A 23,637-nucleotide genomic window follows, 5' to 3' on the forward strand; every position below is an offset into this window, starting at 1 on the left:
AGCAGTGATGATCCTCTTTGAGAACCCACTGGCAGGAACCTTGCGATGAACTTTTCACCAGCAGCACTTCAGCGTCGCGCGACGTTGGCCGCCCTGCTCTCCCTTGCTCTGGCAGCCGGGCCTCTGGCTCTCGCCCAGGAGCCAACAGCCGCTGGAAAACCTGAGCAACCAGCCACAGCGAAACCAGCAGCGAAGACTGCTCAGGCCAAGCGTGCGGCACAGGCGGCGAACAATCCCATTGTCCCCTATAAAATCGCGCCGACCGCCAAAGACCTGCCTTACGGCACTCATCCTCGACAAGTCCTCGATTTCTGGCAGGCCAAGTCGACCACTCCCACTCCTGTCGTATTCTTCATTCATGGCGGTGGCTGGAACAATGGCGATAAATCGTCGGCAGTCCGCACTCTCGACCTTCCCAAACTGCTCGACAGCGGGATCTCCGTGGTGACGATCAATTACAGGCTGGTTCCTCAGGCGTATGAAGCCGGCATCGAACCACCTGTAAAATGGCCACTTTCGGATGCCGCACGAGCCCTTCAATTTGTGCGGTCCAAAGCCAGCGAGTGGAATCTCGATAAGGCGAGGATTGGAGCCTGTGGTGGTTCTGCCGGTGCCTGCTCGTCGCTCTGGCTGGCGATGCATGACGATATGGTGGTCCCTGATAGCAATGATCCCATCGAACGCGAATCGACCCGCCTGTGGTGTGCTGTTGTGAGCGGGGCACAGACTTCGCTCGATCCTGCGGAAACCAGTGCCTGGATTCCCAACATGGAATATGGCGGCCATGCGTATGGGTTCCGTGAAGCGGGTCAGGCCCGGCCAGCCGAGTTCAAGAAGTTCCTCGCAGGTCGCGAAAAGGTGCTACCCTGGCTGAAGGAGTATTCACCCGCCTCCCATTCCTCGAAAGACGATCCCACGATCGTCCTGTTCTATGGCCAGAAAGAGCCCGCCCAGAAGGGAGATACGCAAAAGGATCCGACTCACTCGATTCTGTTGGGTAAACTCCTTAAGGAAAAACTCGATCCACTGGGTGTGAAGTGCGTCGTCACATCCCCCGGCGAACCCGACCCTTCCTTCACCTCGATCACCGATTCGCTGATCACCGAACTCAAAGCCGCTAAATGATCCATTATCTCTATATAACAGCACCCGTTTTTCAATCGAGTGACACGCCCTGAGGTCTTCCGAAGGGCGTGGACTTTAATACGCTGCATTTTGTAGGGTGCATGTCAATGCACCAATCGGGAACGACATGCACATAGGACGTCTGTGCTGGTGCATTCCGAAGACTTCATGCACCCTACTTGGCGTTGTTTTCTTTTGGTGCACTACCTTTTTTGCGGCGATTTGTCAGCTCTTCCCAATTCTTTGGGTATTCGATTGTTGAATCATCAACTCCTTCGAAATTGCGTTTAGTAACATTGCAAAGCCAAGTAGTTCCGGTCTCCTCCTCGCCTTCGAGTTGATTGGAGTTCGGCATCTCCTCCATGCGATTTTCTGCCAATACCTGTAACCGTTTCTCCATCCTTATTCGAAATCTTTCCGACATCTTTGCCTCCTCGTAAGCTTGGCCCAAGGGAGAGCTTTCCAGAATTTGTCGTCTTCCTTCAACAAATCGTCGCACGGAAGAAGATTCTCTCACAGGAAGCACTGTCCTGGTTTCCTCTACGTGCGAAACAGCGATTTCAATGCGTGGAATCGGTGGCTGTTCAATGGTTGGTGGAAACACTCGCTGACTCCGTTGACAGTGATGTTGATAAAACACACTGTATCAGGATGCTCAAAACCCTGGAAAACGTCTAGCTAACTTTTGCCGATCATTGTCAAAGTAACTATGACCCGTATCCATCACATCAACTGCGGCACTCTTCTCGTCCCGGGGTATCCCACGGTCGTCTGCCATTGCCTGTTGCTGGAAGACGCGAAAGGGCTGGCACTTGTCGATAGTGGTATCGGCCTCCTCGATGTTCAGAACCCGCTGGAACGTGTGGGGCAGCCGCTCATTGATCTGGCAGGCTTTCAGTTCCATGAGCACGATACCGCCATCCGCCGGATCGAAGCGCTCGGGCTTAAGCCGCAGGATGTCCGACATATTGTGCTCACTCATGCTGATCCCGATCATGCGGGGGGCCTGGCCGATTTCCCTGAAGCGAAAGTCCATCTGGCAGCTGAAGAGCGGGCCGCCTTGGAAACCGGCCACTGGCGATATCTCCGCATTCAATTTGCCCATGGCCCTCAGTGGGAGACCTACAGCTCATCCCCGCAAATGTGGTTCGGCCTCGAAGCCCGCGAAGTCGCTCTGGGCTTTGAAGCGCAGGTCCTGCTGATTCCACTCTTTGGCCATACCCGTGGCCATTGCGGCGTTGCTATTTCCCAGGGAAACCGCTGGATGCTCCATGTCGGCGATGCCTACTACCTTAAGGCCGAACTCACCGTCGAGAATCACCCCGTGGATGCCATGGCCACTCAACGCGCCGATGACGATCGTCTACGCCGGGCAAGTCTTGAACAGCTCCGCCGCCTGGCCCGCGATCATGCCGACGAAATCGATATGGTCGGCTATCACGATCTGACAGAGCTCCCCGATTAAAGCCATGTCATGCCGCTTTGCGACGCGATCAGTCATTCCCGGCAGGACCATGCGTCATCATACGATCGATCACCCAACTGGTGATTGACTTACTGATCATTGACTCATGGAGGCGGCTGCGGCATTCTACTTGCCATTTCACCTGCCGTGGGTGACATCTGGCCATTCGCTTTGTCGAGATTTTCATCAAATGCCATACCCGGAATTTCGTGGTCGCGCCTGGATGCACCAGATGCAAGGCTATATGGTCCTGGTTGTCCCTGGCGGATTGTTTGCGCTGTGTGGTGGATTGCTCGTATGGATTCTGCTGACTTCGAACAAGCCATTTGGTCCTGGGGTCGCCGTCCTGTCCGGGATCACGCTTTTCTTCTGGCTGATCACCTGGGGCCTGTATCACCTGGCGGCTAAACATCATTTCACGCTGGCACGGGCCATGCGAGAACCGAGGATTCTCGTTTGCTGCGAAGGTCTGCGCGTGAGGACTTTTTCGAGCAGTTACCTGGAAGAATTGCAATCCACTCTCGGTTCGCAGCCTTCACCTAATTTCGATTTATTTGATCGCGATGGGGATGCCGAGGTCATCTGGGTTCCGTGGGATCTCATCCGAGAGATCAAGGTTGATAAGAATCTCCTGCAGAGCACGCTTGTCATCAAGATGCATGTCCTGCGTGGAGTTCCAGAAGATACCGCAGGATACGAGATCATTGGCGGCATACACATTACGCTGCCGGATGTGGAACTCGCCCAGTCACCAAAACATATCGCTGAGAAACTCAACGATTGGCTGTCATCTCCAGCCACCCGCGAACAACTCGAACCTCACCCGGCGTTTCCGGTCGATGTGACGGTGAATACACGGTAGTTTGGACAAACTCGTTGCGGGTGAAGTATTGTCTCTTAAAGTAGGGTGCATGCCAATGCACCAGCTCAGGGTGAAATGCAAATGCTGGTGTATTCCGAAGACTCCATGCACCCTACTCCAGATGCATGCCATTGACGTGGACTGGTTCGGTACGTCCCCATTCTTTGAAATAATGCCCTAACCGAACAAATTTACGGAATGTGGAATGCTCCCAGTCCCACGGCCTAGCGGCGAGTCCATGTTTCACCGGATTGTAGTGGATATAGTCAAAATGGGCTTCCAGATCCTGTTCATCGCGGATTAGGTGCTCCCAAAATCGTCGTTGCCAGATACCCTTGCTTCCACGCCGCAGCCGATTACTTGACGTTGCCGATTCTTCGCTGATTTTCCTTCGGCTGAAACTTTTGAGTTGAGCTAATTAGAAGCACAACAGATCTCAAGAGACGCCATTTCGAAGACCGTGACAACTTAGAGGATTGATCGACTCGCAGATTCTTCTTTATAGTAGCATTTAGACAAGTGATCATCAAAAGTCGGAAGTGCTATAATGAATCTCGATGAAGCATGCCAAATTCTAGGAGTAACGAAGGGTTGCAAGCTCGACTCGGTTAAAAAGCGTCATCGGTTACTTGTTCAGGTTTGGCATCCGGATCGTTTCTCAGAAAACTCATCGACTCGGAAAGCGGCTGAAGCAGAGTTGAAGGAAGTGAACGCAGCAATTGAGTTAATTGAACGTACGCGTCCTGAGGAGTGGAACTCAGAGTCGTCCTCCGCCAACCAATCTGGTCGCCGTGAAGCTCAAAAAGCTGCAGTGTGGGCAGATGCCCAACGGGAGGTGAAGGCTGCTGAGGTGGAAGCGGAGAAGCAAAAGGCGGCTGCTTGGGCGGAGAGAGAAAAGCAACGGCAAAAGGAATGGCTTAATGAGTCTCGAAAAGCTGCGTTATACACAAAAGTTAGGTGTCGCTGGCTGACTCCTCTGTTCGGTCGATTTGCAATTGCCAGTGCATCAATTCTGGCATTTACCATAGTTGTGTGGCTATCTCTGCATGAGTACCGAAAGTTGCTTCAGCTTGAAATTGATCGAGAAATCAAAGCAGGAATCATCACTGAATCAAGATTACAAGCCGCATTGGCCATCGAGAAGGTGTCTGAATCCGCACTACGAAAAGAGGAATTGTCCACTGCACGCATGCGAGAACTTATGATTCAAGATGAAATCGAACTGTCTTCTATTGTAAATGATATTCGCAGATCGCTTCTAGAGGCAGACCTAGGCGATGCCAACCAATTGGAGCGGAACGCCATAACCATAAAACAGAACTGGCAAGAACGGTATTCACTGTCTATTCGTAAGTCACTCATCTTGCAATTAGCGAAAGCATCGCCAGCAACGAGGGTGTTGGAGGCGGAAAACAGCAGAAAAAGTGTTGTTGAGCGGCGTAAAGAAGTTCGGGAATCACTGAAGCTGGCTGCTGCAAATGAATATCGCATTCTCAAAGACGAGATCGACAACAGTGATGCCTCTCTAGAAGAAAAATCAGTACGAAGCATCTATCTTGATCATATCTACAGTGCAGCAATCATCGGAATTGACCGGCTTTCGCTTGTGCAGCTTGAAGAAGTGAAGAGCGAGATGGCCAGCGGGTCATAGATCGTTGATAGGCTCAGATGCATTGTTTTGAAGAACGATAAACTGCTCCTCGATAGTCTCAAAAGTCTGGCGATCTACCCATTTGTGGCGTTCTGTCGCAAAGTCGCCACTGCCGTTCTCAAGCTGCTGAAGAAAGCGACTCCTCCCCACGACGCCCATCCGCTGCTGCATCGCGTTCATATCTTTCGGAGAAGTCTTTTCAAGCCTTCGTGACATCAAGAATTTCAGTTAATTAGAGAAAATGCGGCGACAGATTCCAAGCTGGAAGCCTGCCGCCGCAATCTATCTTACCACAATAAAATCGTGATTCGTGGTGATGCGTCTATCTACCACGGCTTGCCACGCATTAAAAGTTAAAGTGTGGACAGTTCAACCCTTAAGACAGAGCATTACTTCTTTTTTGCACTACCCTTTTGAGAAAGTGCCGATCCTGCAGCCGACTTTGAATCCTTTCCAGTTCGACCATCTTTCAGAACCCGAGAGGCGGCTGATGCAGCATTGTCGCTAGTCTTCTTATCAGTCATTCCAAATCTCCGATAAGGCAACAGCTCAATTATGGCTGTCTAGAACAGAGGAACCAAGCAGCGACATTCAATTGAATAGTCATAATCTGCAGGCCCATCACCTATATAACACCATTGGTGTGACAAACGTTCGCCGAAAATATAGAGAAACCTATGTGGAACCTCAGTATTAATTCGCCGTGAGATTCAAATACCTGGTGCATTCCGCGGACTCCATGCACTCTACCTCAATCTGGACGTGAAAAAAGGCCCCGACTTTTGGTCGGGGCCTTTTCTATTCGCATGGCACTAACTGCAGCCGAGGCTGGTGCCGCAGTTGTGGCAGAGGTAGCAGGCTCCGTTTCTTACGGTGATTGAGCCGCAATTGCTACAGGCGGGGGCGTCGGTCTGGAAGCGGCTGAACTGCTGGCTCCGGGATTGATCCAGAACATGGAGTTCAGCGTGCGTGCTTCCATTCGTTTTGCCATGGTTGGCGTGACCGTTAGACGTATGCCCGTTGGTGGTATGACTGCCGTTTGTCCCGGAGGTTGGCAGAGGTGCGTGAATTCGCTTTTCCAGTGAAGCTGGCAGCTTATCACTCCCCTTGATCTCCGGCTTCAGGCTGCCGTTCAAGCCGTGTGCTTTGCCGGCCGGAGTCGCAGGTGCGGCCCCGGCCACGCGATGACTTTCGGCACTCTCGCCTTCTTCAGCAGAGGCCGCTTCGGCTCGCCGCGGGACGTTAGCCTCACGGAAGCCAGGCATGAACTGGATTGCCATCCAGCGGAAGATGTAGTCAACCACACTCTTCGCGTTCGGGATATCCGGGTTCTGTGTCCAGCCCGAAGGTTCGAACCGGCTGTGCGAGAATTTCTCGACCAGGACTTCCAGCGGTACGCCGTACTGGAGGCACATCGAGGTTTCCGTCCCGATGACGTCCATCAGGCCGCCGATGGTTGAACCTTCTTTAGCCATACTGATGAAGAGTTCGCCCGGTGTGGCATCTTCAAACAGACCGACAGTGATGTAACCTTCATGCCCGCCCACCGAGAACTTATGCGTGAGCGAGTGGCGGGTGGTGGGCAACCGGCGGCGGACAGGCTGGCCTGGAGCCACTTCCTTATTGCCATCGCCTCCCTTCTTCACGTTGAGTGGCTGGCTTTGCTTGGAACCGTCGCGATAGACAGCCAGTGCCTTCAGGCCCAGTCGCCAGCCTTCGGCATAAGCCTTTTCGATGTCTTCCACTGTCGAATCGGCAGGCATGTTGACCGTCTTGGAAATCGCACCTGAGAGGAACGGCTGAGCAGCCGCCATCATCTTGATGTGAGCACGCCACTGAATGCTGCGTGTTCCACTGGCAGGCTTGAAGGCACAGTCGAAGACTGCGAGATGATCTGGTGAAAGATCGGTCGCCGCTTCGATGGTGTCGTGCTCTTCGATGGCCTTGACGATCCGCTCGACTTCGGGGGAATCGTAGCCAAGGGTCTTCAGAGCGAGTGGCACAGTGCGATTGACGATCTTCATCAAGCCGCCACCAGCCAATTGCTTGTACTTCACGAGAGCGATATCGGGCTCAATGCCCGTGGTATCGCAATCCATCATGAAGGCAATGGTTCCCGTCGGTGCAAGGACTGTGGCCTGGCTGTTGCGGAAGCCGAAACGGCGACCACTATCGACCACATCATCCCACACTTCTTCGGCTGCCTTGCGAAGTTCTTCGGGGCAAGACGAATCGATGCGATCGACGGCATCGCGATGCATACGCATCACGCGGAGCATTGGATCGGCATTGTTGCGATAGCCCTCGAAGGGGCCGGCGAAAGCTGCAATTCGCGAAGAAGTGAGGTAAGCCTGACCGGTGAGCAGAGAGGTCAGTGCTCCGCAAATCCCGCGGCCAGCCGCACTGTCGTAAGGAATGCCCATCGACATGAGGAGGCTGCCCAGGTTGGCATAGCCCAGACCAAGCGGACGGTACTTGTGGCTGTTGGCAGCGATCTGTGGAGTCGGATAGCTGGCGTGATCGACCAGAATTTCCTGGGCTGTCAGGAAGATATTGATCGCGGAACGGTAGCGTTCGACATCGAAGCGACCATCTTCCCGCTGGAACTTGCGCAAGTTCAAGCTGGCAAGGTTACAAGCGGTATCATCGAGGAACATGTATTCCGAGCAGGGGTTCGATGCATTGATGCGACCATCGTTCGGGCAGGTGTGCCAGCGATTGATGATCGTATCGAACTGAACGCCAGGGTCACCGCAATGCCAGGCACCTTCGGCCATTTGCCGCATGACGTAGCGAGCTTCGTAGGCAGGGCCGGGCTTGGTGGCATCTGTGACCCAGTGAGTGACCCATTTCTTGTTTTCTTCGTAAGCCCGCATGAACTCATCGCTCAGGCGAACGGAGAGATTGGCGTTCTGATACATGATCGAGCCGTAGGCTTCGCCGTTGAAGTTCGAATCGTACTCACCGGATTCGATCAGCACGCGAGCCTTCTTCTCTTCTTTGAGCTTGCACTGGATGAACTCGAGGATATCTGGATGCCAGTCCTTGAGCGACTGCATTTTGGCTGCCCGGCGTGTCTTGCCGCCCGATTTCACAACAGCCGCAATCTGATCGTAAACTCTCATGAACGAGAGTGGGCCGGAAGGAGTTCCACCGCCCGAAAGCTTTTCTTTCGCACTGCGGATGGAGGAGAGGTCAGTCCCGGTGCCGGAGCCGAACTTGAAGAGCATGGCTTCGCTGGTGGCGAGGCGCATGATGTCTTCCATGTTGTCATCGACTGACTGAATGAAGCAGGCACTGGCCTGAGGAAATTCATAGGAAGTTTCCGCACGGACGACCTCTTGAGTTTTGAGATCGAAGCGGTAGTTCCCTTTGGACCCCGCCACACCATACTGATGGTAGAGCCCGACGTTGAACCACACGGGCGAGTTGAAGCTGCCGTACTGATGGAGACAGAGCCAGGCGAGTTCGTTGTAGAAGTTCTCGCCATCTTCCCGGCTGGCGAAGTAGCCATCGGCGATACCCCAGTCGGCAATCGTGCGGGCCACGCGATTGATCACCTGGCGGACGCTGGTTTCGCGCTCCGAGGTGCCGTGCTCGCCATAGAAGTACTTACTGACGACGACGTTGGTGGCCAGTGGGCTCCAGTGAGCAGGAATTTCGCAATCCTTCTGCTCGAACAGCACCTTGCCGTTTTCGTCCTTAATGAAGGCGGAACGGAGTTCCCATTCACTGGTCGAAAAAGGATCGACACCTTCGGGACAGAACTCAGGACGAATCCGCATGGGTGCAGCTTCCGGAAGTGGTCGCGATGTTCCCATCGGAAAACTAGGCCGGGAGCTGGGGGCATTTGTCGGACGGAGGCCGACGGGGGAAAGTTCAGACGTCGCAAGTCCTTTTTGTTCGTGCATCGTGCACTCCATATCCATGGGTTAGGGGTTGAAAATCAGCCTGCCATACCAGCAGACTATACATTATATCACTGCGCACAAATAGACACATCTATCGGCCAGTGCCTGCTTTTCAGTACAGTGGAAACTCACAAAACCGGCGTCGCATCACTGCGACGCTGCGTCGTCATCTCCATGACCACTCGAGAGAGGAGCCAGGGAACTACCAAGGTGCTCAAAACACAATTCGTGAATTGTTCGATGCCGGTACAGAACGCAGTCCTTGCTCCGACATTCGGGCAGATTGCCCAGTAGAAGTATTTCGACAGAAAACCACAACCTCTTGTGTGAAACAGTAGCCATTTCAACAAGATGTTGACTGCTACTGTGATCCCCACGATACCCCGCCAGAAAAGATTGTCAAGCTCTCTTCGCACTCAATCTTGTGGGTCAAGTGGCTCAATCAACCACAAGTGATGGTGGATTTTGGATTTACCAGCCGTGAGAGAATTTCTGGCCGTGAAGATCGCTTCACAAACACTCCCTGAGAAGGATTGCGCAGTTTTCCCAGGTTCTCGAAAGACGACTTTCAAGTGATCTCGTAAAAACGCTGCTTTGGCCAAAAACAGTCTGCAGGATGAAGGGTATAACTGTTGAAAACACCTTGTTTTTCAGGTGTTTTCAACAGTTCTGGACGGCCATGCGAACTTTGCCAAGGCTCAATTCGGCTCTTCAAAACTATTGAACCGCAATCTTTACCCTGAGCCAGGCCGCAAAAACTGCCGCTCCTACTGGGGTGAGTTCACCTTGCTGCCCCAAGGCATTGTCTCGTAACCTTCCGAGGAGATTTCTCATCATGCCAAATGCTTGTGAGTGATCGTCATCGGCCTTTCCAGACGATGTAATCCCACCTTTCACCTACCCTGCCTACTGCTCTTCCTGTCTGCCGCTCTTCTCCTACGCTTTCGCCCCGCTCTGCGGAAAAATTTCCATGTGGTGCCCTCAGTGCCAAGCCGATGTTGCTGCTGTGTTGATGCCGGATCACCGGCATTCACGATGCACGCATTGCGGAATGACATTGGCCGCCCGGCTCTCGACACCCACGATACCGCAGGATCAAGAAACTAATCCGCCAGGAACTTTGCCTGCACCAGCGAGCTTAAATCTTCTTCGAGACGAAACATCAACGCGTAATGTGCGCGACGTTCTGGCCCGCTGGTCGACGCCACAGGCTTTGGAATCCCTGGATCGTCCCTTTCTCCCGGATCTCTCTGCCAGCCCATTACGAACCAGCAAGACGCCAGCACCTCATTCCATCACTCGCGAACCTGCCGCTGAGCCGCCTACGAAGACTTCCACCGCTGCATCGAACTTCCCAAATAACGATGCTCCAACTCCTCCTTATGCGGCAGAGACGCTTCCCGTTCATCCGCAGGCTGCTCGCCGGGTTGATCTTTCGCATGGTGAGGGAGCACCACCCAAGCCGAAACATCGCCCCAAACGGCGAACCGACACGAAGGCGGTTCAGCGTCGCTTTGATCAACAGCAGTCGCGAATGGCCGGAAGAGGTCCGCATTTTGATGTGCGACTTCTGAGGGAACTTGAGCAGGGACAGTACTCTTCCCACGCTATGCACGCATCGCCCACTCAGGCTCATCTACAGAAAGAATTGGCCAGTCTGCAACAAGCGAAAACCGAAAAGCCATTTAACTGGGGAATTGTCTCTGGTCAGGTCTGTGCCTATCTGGGTGTGGCCTTACTGACCTGTGGAACGTCGCTTGTGCTTTGGAGTCATTTTGGTGGCCCCGTCGAGCATGCACCGACTGGCTGGCTCATGACCACAGCAGGCCAGATGCTGCTCTTTCTGGGGGTTGTGACATTAGTTTCCTCCGGGATGGAACAGACGACAGACGAAGTGGCCACGCGCATTCAGACACTGGGCGAAAAGATCCTGCGACTGGAAATCGCACAGAGAGAGTCGCATCTGCAGGCTCCTCATTATGCCGGCAGTCGGCTGCGTACGAAGACCAAGTCGAGTGCTGGGCGGCCTGTTCGCCGCCGCGAAGAAGAGTAAAGCTCGTATTTCAGATCCTCAATTATCTATAAATATTATAACAGACTCTGCGTATATGCGTCTGGAGTTCACCTGTGATCAGGGTGAAACAGGAACAACATGATGAAAACTCAGACGATATTAAACTGGGCTATCTGCTGCGGTCTGGTTGTAACCCCACTGGCTTGCACATCGACCAAGACGACAAATACGTCCCGTACGGCACGTGAGCAGTTACTGATTTCCAACGCAATTGATCATGCTCTCGAAAAGGTCGATTTGTCGACAATTCAAGGAGCGAACCTCTATATCGAGGAAAAATATCTCGAAGGGGTCGATAAAGCCTACCTCGTCGGTTCGCTACGTCATCGCGCCATGCTGGCTGGGGCGAATATCGTCGCGAAAGCTGAAGACGCTGATATTGTCCTCGAACTGCGGTCGGGTTCTATCGGTACTGATTCGGCAGACTCATTTATCGGTTCACCCGAGATTACACTCCCTGGGATGCTGACACTTCCTGAAGTGCGACTTGTCAGCCGGTCACGTCAAACCGCGACCGCGAAACTGGGGTTACTGGCTTACGATCCCAAAAGTAAGCAGCTTCTGGGCCAGGGTGGGGTTTCATCAGCACAATCGGATGATAACAACATCTTCGTTTTCGGTGTCGGGCCTTATCATTACGGTACCGTCAAAGAGGAAGTGGAGCGAACCGCCACACCACCTGCCACAACCGCTCAACAACTCCCCTCGCAAGTCGCTTTTCGTGGAACACGGCCCATGGGTTCGGCCATTGCCCGGGAGGTTAATGAGGAAGGCTCAGTTCAACTCACCGGCGACCAGCGACCGGCCGATGAATAGTTAGTGGCATTCGTCTCGCAGGGTGAATACAAATGTACCAATGAGATATTTAGCGAGTCTCTGGTGCATTCCGTCGGAACTTCATGCACCCTACATTAGATGCACTTGATATAATCAACTCTCAGCGATGTTCAATACGAGCTACTCAGGCTGTCTTTGAACCAGTTCTCAAACTGTGTTGGCCACATCGTCGTTGGCCGACCGAATTGATAAAAACTGACCTTGCTATTGGGTTGGATCACCAGCGACATCCTGCGTCCCTGGATCTTCAAACTCACGATCCTGGTGCGAGGTAACCACAAGGCTGTCGGACGTTCCATCCAGCGGGTGGCAAGCTCGATCGGTGTGATGGTTCCTGGAAGAGTTATCGATGCACTCTTTTCAGGAGAAGAGTCGAGCGTTTGTGGCGGCAGATCATTCGTAAACGATGTTTGACCTGCAGGATGAAACGCTTGTTCTGGTGATTTTCGCTGTGGTAAAGAACCCGGTTGCCGCCAGCAGAAACCAAGACTCCACCAGGTTCGATGCGACGCTGTTTTGAAACTGATTTTATGCGTCTCAAGCCATTCAATTTCGGGAAGCCAGGCCAAACCAATCGATGTCAGAATCAATGACCCATGGACCAACGACTGCCTGCGTTGAATAGCGATCGATGGTTGTTCGAGTAGTACGGCACCAAATCGGTCAGCAAGCTCACTGGTTGTCAGGTCAGGTTCAGAGAGATTCAATACGCTTGTACAGAAGGGACACCGTCCATATTGAGGTGACTCCCAGTTCAGACATTGGCGGCAAAGCATCAGCGTCACAGCCGTCTCCCGCCAATAATTTACTCACAAGTCAAGATCTAAGAGTTATCAATCAGAAAGTGCATGTTCAATAGACAGTTATAGTCACACACTCTATCGACACGTTGAGAGAACTATTGCTGGCCAGATTCCCGATTTGACCACCAGGGAAGGCTGACACCACCATCGATCAAGAGTGTGCTACCCGTCATATAGGCGGCGTCATCACTGAGTGCAAAGGCTACTGCCTTTCCAATCTCTTCGGGTTGTCCCAGCCGACCAAAGGGGAGTTTTCTGGCTCCTTCGGCTAATTGCTCTTCGGTAAAAAACTTACGTTCGCCGGGTGTATCAATCCAGCCGGGGTGAATGATATTGATGCGGATGCGATGGGGTGCCAGTTCGATAGCCGCAGTGCGGGCCATGTGGTCGATCGCCGCCTTCGCCATGTTATAGGCCATGGCTGTCGGGATGGCGATGACGGCGTGGGGTGAACTGATCACTGCCATTGCTCCGCCTTGCCCTTGAGCGACCATTTTCAGTGCCGCAGCACGCACGCCATAGAACGCGCCCCACATGCAGACATCAATCGTGCGACGGAACCCATCGAGATTGGCTTTAAGCATCGGCTCACGATCACTATAGACCGCATTCGAGACAAACAGATCCAGACTGCCCAGCGCCTGGGCGGTCTCGTCGATCATTCGTTCAATCACCTCCTGCTGTGAGACATCGCCCTGAAAGATCACTGCCTTCCGGCCCAGTGCTTCAATCTCCCGAGCAAGCGATTCGGCTTCGTCCCGATTGCTGAAATAATTGATCGCCACATTGGCCCCGGCCCGTGCCAACTCAATCGCACAACCTCGACCAATCCCGCGAGACGAACCAGTGACCAATGCATTCTTGCCAAGAAGTTTCATATTGTGTCTTTTCAGTGCCAACACAAGATCGGTCTAATATGCAGGCTGTTTTGTAAGGCTCTGCTCTGGATGAACTTAACAATTCTACTGAGAGCAGGCGAGTGGCTGAACTCTATTCTCGCGAGGAATACACCGTGGATTCGAAAAGTGCGGCGGTTCTGGGGATCAGTTTTGGGCTGACTTTGGGCGGAGCGGTGGTTCTGGCTTCGTATGTGGCCGCCAAGGCTCAACCGATGGCTGTGCCGCGTGTGGGAACTGGTAATTCCTCTGTGATTGGCCGGTATCAGATCGCAGGAATTCCTGGCCATGCGTATGTGCTCGATACCGCCACTGGCCAGGTTTGGGAAGATTTTGCTCCGACGAGCGAGGGGGCTCGTGACCATGAGTTCAAGCGAGTCAAACTCAAATAGCACACCTGAATCGCATCGCTCCGCGATCTTTGCCACCCATCATTCGATCAACAGATGGTAATCTTCTAAGGCGGCATCTCATACGGTCGCCAAGAAACAATTGCGCGTTGTTGGTCGCGAAAACATGCTTGCCCAGAGCTGCAAGCATGGCACACAGATCGCCATTTTTTCATGGAAAGCGAATCAGATTGAGTAATCTTCCTTAGGCGAGAAGATCCGGGCATGGCGTGGTGAGGCGAACAATTCTTCGCCAGCGACAGGCTTCAGCGCCAGGTAGCGATCTCGGCTCAAGTCGATCTGCAGGGTGATCCCGAACTCTTCCGAATAGCAGCGGACGCGGGCGACGGCTCCCGCAGGGTTGATCTGTAGAATTTTTACGCGGATTGATTCGGTACTTTCAGGAATCCGCGTGAGATCGACATCATGCGGTCGTACGTAGGCCGTTGCGTTGGGAGCGTTGGCAGAGTTTTCTGGGGCATTGAACTCAATTCCACCCGCCACCATTTTGCCATCGTGGACACGTCCGTGGAACACGTTCACATGCCCAAGAAAATCCATCACAAACGGGTTAGCCGGGTGATCGAACACTTCCTGCGGGGAGCCAACCTGCTCGATCCTTCCTGATTTCATGACCACCACCCGGTCGGCCACTTCAAACGCCTCTTCCTGATCGTGAGTCACGAAAATCGTGGTGATCGGTACTTCATCGTGCAATTGGCGGAGCCATTGCCGCAATTCCTGACGAACCTTCGCATCGAGAGCGCCAAAGGGTTCATCAAGTAAGAGCACTTTCGGCTGCACAGCGAGAGCGCGAGCTAGAGCCACACGTTGTCGTTGTCCGCCCGAAAGCTGTGCCGGGAAGCGATTTTCGAGCCCTTCCAGCCTCACCAGATGCAGCAGTTCGCGGACACGCTGAGTAATTATCTGCCTGGATTCTTTCCGAATCCGCATGCCAAAGCCAATATTGTCGAAGACGGTCATGTGACGGAACAGGGCATAGTGCTGAAAGACAAAGCCCACCCCGCGTTGCCGGGGATGAGTACCAGTCACATCCTCCTCTTCGTAACGCACAACCCCTTCATCAGCATGCTCGAGACCGGCAATGATTCTGAGCAGCGTGGTTTTCCCGGAGCCACTGGGGCCCAGGAGCGCCAGCAGTTCGCCACCTTTGGCTTCTACGGTCAAGCGGTCGAGTGCCGTAAAAGCACCGAATCGTTTTGTGACCTGTTCAACACGAATGGACATACGCTATTCCAGATATTCAAGCTGCTGTTAGCAGTCAAAGTTTGTCTGTATTCCAGTGATCCGATTCTTTGCAGTTACAACTCGTCGGCATCAGGTTTTTTGATCGAGGCCAGCACCCAGTGCTCGAGTGCCGCTTTGGCAATGAGTGTCATCAACGCAAACAATGTCAGAATCGAGGCGACTGCAAAGGCACCAGGCTCATCATGTTCATGAAAGAGCTTGTCAACGCGCAGTGGCATCGTCTCGGTCGAACCGGCGATCTTCCCGGAAAGCACCGAAACAGCACCGAATTCGCCCATCGCTCGGGCTGTGCAGAGAATCACACCGTAGAGCAGCGCCCAGCGAATGTTCGGGATCGTCACCAGCCAGAACATTTGCCAGCCGGATGCCCCCAACGTGATCGCTGCCAGTTCTTCATCCGGGCCAATGGCTTCCATCACCGGGATCAATTCACGCGCGATAAAGGGTAAGGTCACAAACGTTGTCGCCAGAATCAGCCCCGGGGTCGAAAACACAATCTCGATCCCCCACTCTTCCAGAGTGCTGCCAAAAAAACCTTGCCGGCCAAACAGCAGCATGAACATCAGGCCCACGGCGACTGGCGAAATTGCAAATGGCAGATCCACCATCGAAATCAATAGTGTCCGGCCCGGAAATTGAAACCTGGCCACAGCCCATGCCAACGCCACACCAAAGAAGATGTTGATCGTTACCGAAATCGAGCTGACCACAAATGTCATCCACATCGCATGCAGCGAATCGGGATCGACCAGTGCTTTCTGCACGAAGGCATTCCACCCGGCAGAAAGGGCAATCGAGAAGACCTGCAGCAGCGGCACAATAATCAGCACCACAACAATCAGGTACACAATCCCGATCAGCAGCCATTTCAACCAGGCGGGTTCTCGTGAGCGGCTGAAGCCGCGGCGGGCGGGTTCAGTCATAGCGGCGGTTCCAGCGTTCGAGTCCGTTAATGATCACCAGCAGGATCAGTGAGATCACAATCAGCACAACGGCAACAGCCGTCGCTTCGGCATACGCATATTCTTCCAACCGGGAAACAATCAGATACGGAGCGATTTCTGTTTTGTACTGCAGGTTACCAGAGATAAAGATCACCGAGCCGAACTCGCCAATGGCCCGGGCAAACGTCAATGCAAAACCCGTCAGCAAAGCCGGCTGAATGGCTGGGAAGATCACCATCGAAAGTGTCTGCCAGCGCGTGGCGCCCAATAACTCGGCGGCGTCTTCAAGATCGTCATCGAGAGTCTCCAGCAAAGGCTGAACTGTTCTCACGACAAAAGGCAAACCCACAAACACCAGCACGAGAATGATCCCGAGCTTGGTAAACGCCACATGGATGCCCCAAGGAACCAGCCACTTTCCGAACCAGCCGTGCTCGGCATACATGTTCGCATAGACCAGTCCGGCAACGGCGGTCGGTAAGGCAAACGGCAGGTCGATGAGCGAATCAATAAACCGTTTCCCGAAAAACTGATACCGCACCAGCACCCAGGCCAGAATGACACCGATAATCGAATCGATGATCGCGGCAATCAGCGAGCAGAAAAACGTCACAAAGTATGCTGACTGGGCTCGCTCGCTCCAGGCGGCGGCCCAAAATTGAGATGGTGTGAGTGTGGCGGCTTTCGCAAAACAGGCAGCCAGTGGAATAAAGAGGAGCAGAGTCAAAACCGTGATGGAATAACCCAGGCTTAACCCCAGTCCGGGAAGGACACGGCGTTTCTTGAGACTCCCTGTCGGAGAAGATGATATGGCAGAAGACATCAACTTATTGGCCTCAAGTCCACCGGCTGCATTCAACCGCTTTTTCGTTGTCAAACCCCGGGTGATTCTCTCTTCCAGCTCTCAAGCTGGCTGATCATCTTCGACAGATCCAAAATATGACTATCGATCTGATCTATCGTTTGGCTGCCAGTTTCGAGATCTGATCAAATAAGGCCCCTTCACTAAAGAACCTCGTTTGTGCGTCATCCCAGCCCTTCGAAATATCCGTCACGCGAAACATGGTCAGTGGAGGGAACTTCTCTTTGAACTCTTCAGCAATTTGAGGATCGATGGGCCGGAAGTAGTTCTCGGCAATCAGTTTCTGCACTTCAGGTTCAAAGTAGAACTTCAGATAGGCTTCAGCCGTCTCTGTAGTTCCTTTCCTTTTAGCGTTGGATGTCACTACTGCCGCCACCGGTTCAGCTCGAATACTCACCGGAGGATAGACAATTTCGACCTCCCCTTTACTCTCTTTGACCGCCAGATAGCCCTCGTTTTCCCACGCTAATTGCACATCGCCGATTCGCTTATTCAGAAATGTTGTCGTCGCACCACGACCACCCGATTCCAGCACAGGGACATGCCGATACAAATCGGTCAGGTACTTCATCGCCTCTTCTTCACTCCCGCCGCGTGTGGTCACACTTCCCCAGGCAGCGAGGAAACTCAGTTTGCCATTGCCCGAAGACTTGGGATTGGGAGTAATCACTTCCACTCCTTCACGAACAAGATCGGGCCAATCCTTGATGTTCTTGGGGTTCCCTTTTCGCACGACAAACACGACTGTCGAAAAGTAAGGAATCGACTCGTTGGGCAATCGATTTTCCCAGCCGGGTTCAATCAATCCCGATTTTGCGATGGCGTTAATGTCGATCCACAATGCCAGTGAAACCACATCTGCCTTCAAACCATCCATCACAGATCGTGCCTGGCTCGAAGATCCACCGTGCGATTGTTTAATCGTCAGCTTTTTGCCCGATTCGGCTTCATAACGCTTGATGAATTTTTCATTCACCGCAGTGCAGATTTCGCGAGTGACGTCATACGAAACGTGCAGGAGTTCCTGGCTGTTCGAGGATTTTTTCGTGCACCCGGAAGTGGCCAGGCTCATGCCAATGGCGGTCAACGTCAACAGCGCTGCCAACCAGCGGAAACTCTTCTCAGAGCCTGTCTTGAACGAGTGGATTGTCATCTCTTCTATGGCCTCTTGTTGATCGCAGTTCGTATGTCGTTCATTCCGGAAATGGAACGAAAACCTCAGATTCCATCCCCACCAGAAAACCCGACTGCAAAGATCTCTTCTCTCATCACGGGTTGTGAATCGACGACCGCCTGGAGTGTGGCCTGATCCATCCGCCGGGCGGTGTAATTGCGAATATCCAGGAGCACACGACGAAATCGACAGGATGTTTCCTGTGAACAAACCTCGTGGTGTGTGACTGAAACGCACGGCAAAGGTGCCAGAGTGCCATCAAATAAACGCACCACCTGCCCCATCGACAATTGCTCAGGCGGAACTGCCAGATGAAACCCGCCAATCCGGCCAGCCACACTCGTCACCCAGCCAGCCGCTTTCAGCTCGAGCATGATCATTTCAAGAAACCGCCGTGGAATATCATTGATCTTGGCCAGCTCTCGCACAGGAGTGGGTGGCCCGCCTTCCCGCTGACGGATCGCCAGCGTGACCAGTGCCCGTAAGGCATAATCAGATTTCCGCGAAAGCTTCATCGCGTATCTCTTCCCCTACCACGCACTTCGAAACGAAGGCATGCCCACCAACAGGAATCATCACCTATGCAGTGGGAATTTATCGCTGCCAGGGCAAAAATGTCAATGTTCAGTGACGTTTTGGCCTGACGGGAGATCCCTGTCTCTCAAATTGCGACTCCGACAATTCGCCAGTAACTATCCCTGCCAAGAGATGATCTGCGTTTTGTGCAGTACATGCGGATGCAATTGAGAAGGTTGATCCGCCTGAATACAAGTCCATGCGGGACGCTGTCCCTTTGAAGCCGGTACAAGACCTCCTGAAGAGGTCTCCAGATCATATCCGAGAGCCGTAAATCCATTCTCAGTTGCAAGTTCCAGCAATTGCAGACTCGACATCTCCGGGAACCGACTGCCGATGAACTGGATCTCTTTCCACAGGCTCAAATCTGGATTGGATGCTCTGCTATCGGTTCCGAGAGCCACATTGATGCCACGACTCATCAATTCCTGCAGTGGATACGGGGCATGTCCAAAAGCCGCATGGGTTCGAGGGCACCAGACGACTGACAATTGCGGCTGATTCTGGATCCGATCCATCTGGGCCGACGTGAGATAGTTTCCATGAATGATCAAGCCACAGGCGGCTGACTGCATTCGATCGAGATAATCATCGATCGATTGTCCGCCAAACAGCCCCTCCTGCCACAGTCCGAAGTCCTGCAGCATGGTCGCCAGGGGGCCCGTTCCGCGCTCCAGAAGTTCAATCTCCTCCAGACTTTCGGCCAGATGCATCGCTACCGGGACATCTCCCATCGACCGGCTCAGATCCACCACCCGCTCCAGCAGATCCAAAGGGACGGTGTAAGGCGCATGAGGACTTAAAGCGAACCTGACCGCCTTTTCGTCGGCTGCCCTCAAACCCGCAGCCAGTCTTCGTGCTCGATCCAATGTCTGCTCTTGCCTCTCTCGGGAAAATCCCAACACTTCGGCAAACAGCACAAACTGCAGTTCCCTGGCATTCGTGACTCGCTGCGGAGAAGTCGCAGCGTTTCCGGAGGCATTCCACGATGCACTCCTTGTCTCTCCCAGAACTTCCAGCCAGCCATTGGTCGCAATCTCTCCAATGACTCCCACGCCAGCTTGTCGCGATTCTTCGATTCCTCGCCGAATCGATTCAGCGGGCAGAACGCTCTGCTGCTGCCGACTGGCGACCACCTGGCGGATCCAGCCCGCAAACTCTCTCTGGGCAGGAAATGGCTCTTCCAGAGAGGAAAACTCCAGATGGGTATGGGCATTCACCAGCCGGGGCAACATCGCTCGACCGTTTTTGGGTGCCCCTTTCGGCTGCGTGGTCACATCCACCACCAGACCATCTTCGACAATCACCCGGCACCCTTCGACCACCTTCCAATCACGAATGCGAAAGCGACCTGTAGCATCTCGGCGCCCTGTGCTCACATCAGGTTCAAAGAGCCAGTCGACATCGATGACCTGCCGCTCTTGTCGAGGCTGGGGCGCCAGGCTGGCAGGCTCTGCATCCACACGATCTGGCACTTTCCCGGTCTCAGGTCGAATTGGCCCAGCCACAGGTCGAATTGGTGACTCACCCACACGTCCAGGTAAACGCACTGGGGGCGGTGCCTGAGGCCCGACCGGACATGCCTTCAGAATCGCCTCAAGGTCACTCGTGACGACTTCAATCGACTGCACTGCCATCTTGAAGTTCGTATGATCACTGATCCGGGTCGCATCCTCTCGAAACTGTCTGACACTCGCCTTGAACTTCGACAGCTTGCGGCGGAGCATCAGCAGATATTTTTCCGGGTTCTCAATCTGTGTTTCGAGTGCCCGAGACAGATCAAACACACTGCGGACAATCCCCATCAGTTCTGGAAAGTCTTCGCACTCGGGCGAGTGCTTGATAAATGTACGCACCATCCAGGCGTGCGACATCAGTTGCTGACAGCGGTTCATGGCTTCGTGTGGCGTCATACAGCCATCATAACAACCGCGTCACCCCCTCCGCGACCCGCCACTGCTCGACTTGACCGTCAAGATCCAACCCGAAACCCGTGTTCCGCCTGCTCATGGTCGCGACGCTCGTCTGGAAGGTACCAGCGTCAGACGAAGCATGGCTTGCTGCTTATGGAGATACGAGCTTACCACGAAGTATGAAGGACATTCAAAACGCCAGCGAATCGAACAAGAAGTCTTTACCGGTCTCCCCGATCAAGAGCGGCCTTATTTACCTCTGACTTATCTCAAGTACAAACGCGATCTCCAGCCCTGCTTCCTGGAGTATTCGATTCATAAATTGACCGGCCTGCTGCTTTGCCTCCTCCTCGGTAGCTGCATCAACTGTAAAATACACTTCCTCCTGTTGTTGACTGCCTCGCGGTCCGATGCATCCACCGCTGGGTACAATCGCTTCGAGAGCCTCAGAAAGACCTGCCTGTTCTTGCACCGAAAGTCGGCGCGGCGAATCGGCATACACGGCGTATTCCATGATTCATCTCAACGCAAAGGCAGCGGCAGGCGGGAGCCTGCCCTACTTCTACTTCAGAATCGGTAGAGAGAGCAGCAGGCAGTTTATAAACACGCTTCACGAGTGATGAGCGGCGGCGGCGAGTTGCTCGGCGAACTGTTGGATCGAGGTCAGCGACTTTTCAAAGCCTGCGGGAGTCTCGGCACCGTCGAGATGCCTCACAATGGCAGAACCGACAATCGCACCGTCGGCTTTCCCGCGAAGGGCTTCAATCTGGGCGGCCTGGCTGACTCCAAAGCCCACGCACAAAGGAAGCTGCGTCTTTTCACGCAGGAGCTTAAGTCCCGCCTCGATCTCGTGGGCAGCGGCATCGCGGACTCCCGTCGTTCCTGCCACGGCAATACAGTAAATGAATCCTGAGGCTGTGGCCAGGATCTTGTCCATCCGGGCGGCGGGTGTCGTGGGGGCGACCAATTGAATCAGATCGATGCCGAACTCTTTCGTGAGTGCCGCAAATTCTGTGGCTTCATCCCCAGGGAGATCGGGAATAATCAGACCGGCAAAGCCAGCCTTCTTTGCGGCTTCGAGAAAGGAACGTGTCCCTGTGCGGAAGATGATGGCAAACGACACCATCCCCACGAGTGGTGTCGAAATCGTTTTTGAGACCTGCTCGATGGTCGCGAAGAGATCGGCCAGCTTGAGATGTTTCCCTAATGCTCGCGTATAGGACGATTGAATCACCGGACCGTCGGCAATCGGGTCGCTATACGGGAACCCGATTTCAATGAGATCGGCTCCGGCAGTTGAGAGTGTCTGAATCAGCCGGATGGTCGAGGGAAGATCGGGATCGCCAGCGGCAATAAACGGAATAAATGACATCTCTCCCGCAAGACGCCGGGCGGAAAGTGCTTTGGTGATTGGTGATTCGGACATGAAACAGCTTCTCGAAGGAGGTTCTCTCGCCAGTGATGTTTGCCAGCAAGAAGAGCGAGGGCTGGCCAACCAGAACCGCTCTCTGTCATGCAACGGCTTTGTTAAATCTGCTGGCCGGTCAGCCGTGCGACTTCATTGAGGTCTTTATCGCCACGGCCCGAAAGGCAGACGACGATGGATTCATCCGGCGACATTTCACTGGCACGCTTGAGTGTGTAAGAGATGGCGTGAGATGTTTCGAGTGCAGGAAGAATGCCCTCTGTTCGTGCCATCAGTTGCATGGCCGCCAGAGCCTCGTCATCGCTGCAACTGGTGTACTGCACGCGGCCGGAATCTTTCCAGTAGGCATGTTCGGGGCCGACACCGGGATAATCGAGCCCGGCCGATACCGAATGGACATCGGAGGTCTGGCCATCTTCATCCTGCAAAACGTAGCTGTAGCTGCCATGCAGAATCCCTTTGTTTCCAAACGAGAGGGCACTGGCATGATCGCCGGGCTTAGGGCTGCGGCCACCCGCTTCAACGCCAGTAATTCGCACCGATTCATCGTCAACAAAGGGATAAAACATGCCGGCAGCATTCGAGCCGCCACCCACACAGGCCACGATCTCTGTCGGCAATCCACCGATCATCTCAAAGCATTGAGCACGGGCTTCCCGGCCAATCACCGATTGGAAATCGCGAACGATCATCGGAAAGGGGTGCGGCCCAACCACCGAACCAATGATGTAATGCGTATTCTTGACCGAAGACATCCAGTCACGCATCGCTTCGTTAATGGCATCGCGTAAAGTTCGCGAACCCGATGTCACAGGTCGAACTTCGGCTCCCATCGTTCGCATGATGAAGACGTTCAGCTTCTGTCGGCGAACATCTTCTTCGCCCATAAAGACCGTACAGGGAATACCGAAGTGAGCGCAGGCGGTGGCGGTGGCGACACCGTGCTGGCCGGCACCTGTTTCAGCAATGATGCGGGTCTTGCCCATCCGCATCGTCAGGAGAGCCTGCCCGAGAGCATTGTTGATCTTATGGGCACCCGTATGGTTGAGATCTTCCCGCTTGAAATAAATCTTCGCACCACCGCTCATGCGGGTAAGTCGTTCTGCGAAGTAGAGCGGGTTAGGCCGGCCCACAAAGTGCTTGAGTAAGCCTTCGAGTGTTGCAGCAAACTCGGGGTCTTTTTTCGCACTCTCGTACGCCTGAGCCAGTTCTTCCAGGGCGTACATCAAGGTCTCAGGGACAAATCGTCTCCCGAACTCCCCAAAACGCCCCTGGGCATCGGGAACCTGAGAGATCGGATGAGTGATGGCTGCCGACATGTGGACGTCGCTTTCTTCCTCTAAAACTATTTCTTCGCCCGCTGTTGTCTCATCGTACTTAGAAGTATTCCGTGCGTTCGCACGATTTCCACCCGGAACAGGGTTCTCTTTCGTCAAAACTCACCCAGGCTAGCGATTGAC

21 protein-coding genes and 1 pseudogene are annotated in these 23,637 nt (G+C 53.7%); 8 read left to right on the plus strand and 14 right to left on the minus strand.

The features are described from left to right. The first annotated feature begins 45 nt into the window (after positions 1 to 45). A complete protein-coding gene (locus PLIM_RS16295) occupies positions 46 to 1,125 on the plus strand; it encodes an alpha/beta hydrolase (protein ID WP_013111417.1) in 1,080 nt (359 codons plus the stop codon). Positions 1,126 to 1,300: 175 nt separating this feature from the next. Here PLIM_RS16295 and PLIM_RS24235 read toward each other — a convergent pair whose 3' ends face one another. After that, complete coding sequence (locus PLIM_RS24235; RefSeq protein ID WP_148227152.1) at positions 1,301 to 1,729, minus strand: hypothetical protein; 429 nt, start codon at positions 1,727 to 1,729, stop codon at positions 1,301 to 1,303. 105 nt (positions 1,730 to 1,834) lie between these two features. Between PLIM_RS24235 and PLIM_RS16310 the strand changes: the two genes are divergently transcribed. Both PLIM_RS16310 and PLIM_RS16315 read left to right on the plus strand, forming a co-directional pair. After that, positions 1,835 to 2,590, plus strand: coding sequence for an MBL fold metallo-hydrolase (locus tag PLIM_RS16310; RefSeq protein WP_013111419.1), 756 nt, complete (start codon positions 1,835 to 1,837; stop codon positions 2,588 to 2,590). A gap of 190 nt (positions 2,591 to 2,780) precedes the next feature. Beyond that, on the plus strand, positions 2,781 to 3,452 hold the full coding sequence (locus PLIM_RS16315) for a hypothetical protein (protein WP_041401995.1): 672 nt from the start codon (positions 2,781 to 2,783) through the stop codon (positions 3,450 to 3,452). Positions 3,453 to 3,564: 112 nt separating this feature from the next. Here PLIM_RS16315 and PLIM_RS25140 read toward each other — a convergent pair. Continuing rightward, positions 3,565 to 3,855, minus strand: a pseudogene (locus PLIM_RS25140) (REP-associated tyrosine transposase); the annotation flags it as partial. Positions 3,856 to 3,999: 144 nt separating this feature from the next. On the opposite strand from PLIM_RS25140, the gene PLIM_RS16320 reads away from it, so the two are divergent. After that, positions 4,000 to 5,103, plus strand: coding sequence for a J domain-containing protein (locus tag PLIM_RS16320; RefSeq protein ID WP_013111421.1), 1,104 nt, complete (start codon positions 4,000 to 4,002; stop codon positions 5,101 to 5,103). A gap of 27 nt (positions 5,104 to 5,130) precedes the next feature. After that, the gene (locus tag PLIM_RS24450; RefSeq protein ID WP_155523252.1) at positions 5,131 to 5,316 is read left to right on the plus strand and encodes a hypothetical protein; all 186 of its coding nucleotides are present in this window, start codon (positions 5,131 to 5,133) and stop codon (positions 5,314 to 5,316) included. A 599-nt stretch (positions 5,317 to 5,915) separates the two neighbouring features. Here PLIM_RS24450 and PLIM_RS16330 read toward each other — a convergent pair. Further along, on the minus strand, positions 5,916 to 8,924 hold the full coding sequence (locus PLIM_RS16330; protein ID WP_086003236.1) for a vitamin B12-dependent ribonucleotide reductase: 3,009 nt from the start codon (positions 8,922 to 8,924) through the stop codon (positions 5,916 to 5,918). Positions 8,925 to 10,065: 1,141 nt separating this feature from the next. Between PLIM_RS16330 and PLIM_RS16335 the strand changes: the two genes are divergently transcribed. Together PLIM_RS16335 and PLIM_RS16340 are read left to right on the plus strand one after the other, a co-directional pair. After that, positions 10,066 to 11,067, plus strand: coding sequence for a hypothetical protein (locus PLIM_RS16335; RefSeq protein WP_148227153.1), 1,002 nt, complete (start codon positions 10,066 to 10,068; stop codon positions 11,065 to 11,067). Positions 11,068 to 11,166: 99 nt separating this feature from the next. Next, a complete protein-coding gene (locus PLIM_RS16340) occupies positions 11,167 to 11,904 on the plus strand; it encodes a DUF6655 family protein (RefSeq protein WP_013111424.1) in 738 nt (245 codons plus the stop codon). A 131-nt stretch (positions 11,905 to 12,035) separates the two neighbouring features. On the opposite strand, the gene PLIM_RS16345 is transcribed toward PLIM_RS16340, so the two are convergent. Both PLIM_RS16345 and PLIM_RS16350 read right to left on the minus strand, forming a co-directional pair. Further along, on the minus strand, positions 12,036 to 12,710 hold the full coding sequence (locus PLIM_RS16345) for a hypothetical protein (RefSeq protein WP_013111425.1): 675 nt from the start codon (positions 12,708 to 12,710) through the stop codon (positions 12,036 to 12,038). A 113-nt stretch (positions 12,711 to 12,823) separates the two neighbouring features. Next, positions 12,824 to 13,606, minus strand: a complete 783-nt coding sequence (locus PLIM_RS16350) for an SDR family NAD(P)-dependent oxidoreductase (protein ID WP_013111426.1) — start codon at positions 13,604 to 13,606, stop codon at positions 12,824 to 12,826. A 134-nt stretch (positions 13,607 to 13,740) separates the two neighbouring features. Here PLIM_RS16350 and PLIM_RS16355 point away from each other — a divergent pair, with 134 nt between their 5' ends. Continuing rightward, positions 13,741 to 14,016 (plus strand): hypothetical protein, encoded by a 276-nt coding sequence (locus tag PLIM_RS16355; protein ID WP_148227154.1) that lies wholly within the window; start codon positions 13,741 to 13,743, stop codon positions 14,014 to 14,016. Between the two features lie 183 nt (positions 14,017 to 14,199). On the opposite strand, the gene PLIM_RS16360 is transcribed toward PLIM_RS16355, so the two are convergent. The 9 genes from PLIM_RS16360 to trpB form a co-directional block, all read right to left on the minus strand. Then, positions 14,200 to 15,261: a sulfate/molybdate ABC transporter ATP-binding protein gene (locus PLIM_RS16360; protein ID WP_013111428.1), complete on the minus strand. Its 1,062-nt coding sequence runs from the start codon at positions 15,259 to 15,261 to the stop codon at positions 14,200 to 14,202. 74 nt (positions 15,262 to 15,335) lie between these two features. Beyond that, complete coding sequence (gene cysW / locus PLIM_RS16365) at positions 15,336 to 16,205, minus strand: sulfate ABC transporter permease subunit CysW (RefSeq protein WP_013111429.1); 870 nt, start codon at positions 16,203 to 16,205, stop codon at positions 15,336 to 15,338. Continuing rightward, complete coding sequence (cysT, locus tag PLIM_RS16370; protein WP_013111430.1) at positions 16,198 to 17,049, minus strand: sulfate ABC transporter permease subunit CysT; 852 nt, start codon at positions 17,047 to 17,049, stop codon at positions 16,198 to 16,200. Before cysT ends, cysW begins: the two co-directional genes overlap by 8 nt. A 133-nt stretch (positions 17,050 to 17,182) precedes the next feature. Next, positions 17,183 to 18,241 (minus strand): sulfate ABC transporter substrate-binding protein, encoded by a 1,059-nt coding sequence (locus PLIM_RS16375; protein WP_013111431.1) that lies wholly within the window; start codon positions 18,239 to 18,241, stop codon positions 17,183 to 17,185. 65 nt (positions 18,242 to 18,306) lie between these two features. Further along, the gene (locus tag PLIM_RS16380) at positions 18,307 to 18,777 is read right to left on the minus strand and encodes an RrF2 family transcriptional regulator (RefSeq protein ID WP_013111432.1); all 471 of its coding nucleotides are present in this window, start codon (positions 18,775 to 18,777) and stop codon (positions 18,307 to 18,309) included. Positions 18,778 to 18,954: 177 nt separating this feature from the next. Next, positions 18,955 to 20,751, minus strand: coding sequence for an amidohydrolase family protein (locus PLIM_RS23755; protein ID WP_013111433.1), 1,797 nt, complete (start codon positions 20,749 to 20,751; stop codon positions 18,955 to 18,957). Between the two features lie 253 nt (positions 20,752 to 21,004). Continuing rightward, positions 21,005 to 21,265, minus strand: a complete 261-nt coding sequence (locus PLIM_RS16390) for a hypothetical protein (RefSeq protein ID WP_013111434.1) — start codon at positions 21,263 to 21,265, stop codon at positions 21,005 to 21,007. A 96-nt stretch (positions 21,266 to 21,361) separates the two neighbouring features. Further along, on the minus strand, positions 21,362 to 22,177 hold the full coding sequence (trpA, locus tag PLIM_RS16395; RefSeq protein WP_013111435.1) for a tryptophan synthase subunit alpha: 816 nt from the start codon (positions 22,175 to 22,177) through the stop codon (positions 21,362 to 21,364). A 101-nt stretch (positions 22,178 to 22,278) separates the two neighbouring features. Then, on the minus strand, positions 22,279 to 23,496 hold the full coding sequence (gene trpB, locus PLIM_RS16400; RefSeq protein ID WP_013111436.1) for a tryptophan synthase subunit beta: 1,218 nt from the start codon (positions 23,494 to 23,496) through the stop codon (positions 22,279 to 22,281). Positions 23,497 to 23,637 lie beyond the last annotated feature (141 nt).

Origin of the sequence: Planctopirus limnophila DSM 3776, from assembly GCF_000092105.1 — a bacterium.
GTDB classification, from domain to species: domain Bacteria; phylum Planctomycetota; class Planctomycetia; order Planctomycetales; family Planctomycetaceae; genus Planctopirus; species Planctopirus limnophila.

Bases quoted from the DNA above. Each gene is read 5' to 3' on its own strand.
- cysW (WP_013111429.1), bottom strand. From the start codon at position 16,205: ATGACTGAACCCGCCCGCCGCGGCTTCAGCCGCTCACGAGAACCCGCC.
- PLIM_RS16320 (WP_013111421.1), top strand. From the start codon at position 4,000: ATGAATCTCGATGAAGCATGCCAAATTCTAGGAGTAACGAAGGGTTGC.
- PLIM_RS16295 (WP_013111417.1), top strand. From the start codon at position 46: ATGAACTTTTCACCAGCAGCACTTCAGCGTCGCGCGACGTTGGCCGCC.
- PLIM_RS16330 (WP_086003236.1), bottom strand. From the start codon at position 8,924: ATGGGAACATCGCGACCACTTCCGGAAGCTGCACCCATGCGGATTCGT.
- PLIM_RS16315 (WP_041401995.1), top strand. From the start codon at position 2,781: ATGCCATACCCGGAATTTCGTGGTCGCGCCTGGATGCACCAGATGCAA.
- PLIM_RS16375 (WP_013111431.1), bottom strand. From the start codon at position 18,241: ATGACAATCCACTCGTTCAAGACAGGCTCTGAGAAGAGTTTCCGCTGG.
- PLIM_RS16360 (WP_013111428.1), bottom strand. From the start codon at position 15,261: ATGTCCATTCGTGTTGAACAGGTCACAAAACGATTCGGTGCTTTTACG.
- trpB (WP_013111436.1), bottom strand. From the start codon at position 23,496: ATGTCGGCAGCCATCACTCATCCGATCTCTCAGGTTCCCGATGCCCAG.
- PLIM_RS23755 (WP_013111433.1), bottom strand. From the start codon at position 20,751: ATGACGCCACACGAAGCCATGAACCGCTGTCAGCAACTGATGTCGCAC.
- PLIM_RS16380 (WP_013111432.1), bottom strand. From the start codon at position 18,777: ATGAAGCTTTCGCGGAAATCTGATTATGCCTTACGGGCACTGGTCACG.
- PLIM_RS16340 (WP_013111424.1), top strand. From the start codon at position 11,167: ATGATGAAAACTCAGACGATATTAAACTGGGCTATCTGCTGCGGTCTG.
- cysT (WP_013111430.1), bottom strand. From the start codon at position 17,049: ATGTCTTCTGCCATATCATCTTCTCCGACAGGGAGTCTCAAGAAACGC.
- PLIM_RS16350 (WP_013111426.1), bottom strand. From the start codon at position 13,606: ATGAAACTTCTTGGCAAGAATGCATTGGTCACTGGTTCGTCTCGCGGG.
- PLIM_RS16335 (WP_148227153.1), top strand. From the start codon at position 10,066: ATGACATTGGCCGCCCGGCTCTCGACACCCACGATACCGCAGGATCAA.
- trpA (WP_013111435.1), bottom strand. From the start codon at position 22,177: ATGTCCGAATCACCAATCACCAAAGCACTTTCCGCCCGGCGTCTTGCG.
- PLIM_RS16310 (WP_013111419.1), top strand. From the start codon at position 1,835: ATGACCCGTATCCATCACATCAACTGCGGCACTCTTCTCGTCCCGGGG.
- PLIM_RS16390 (WP_013111434.1), bottom strand. From the start codon at position 21,265: ATGGAATACGCCGTGTATGCCGATTCGCCGCGCCGACTTTCGGTGCAA.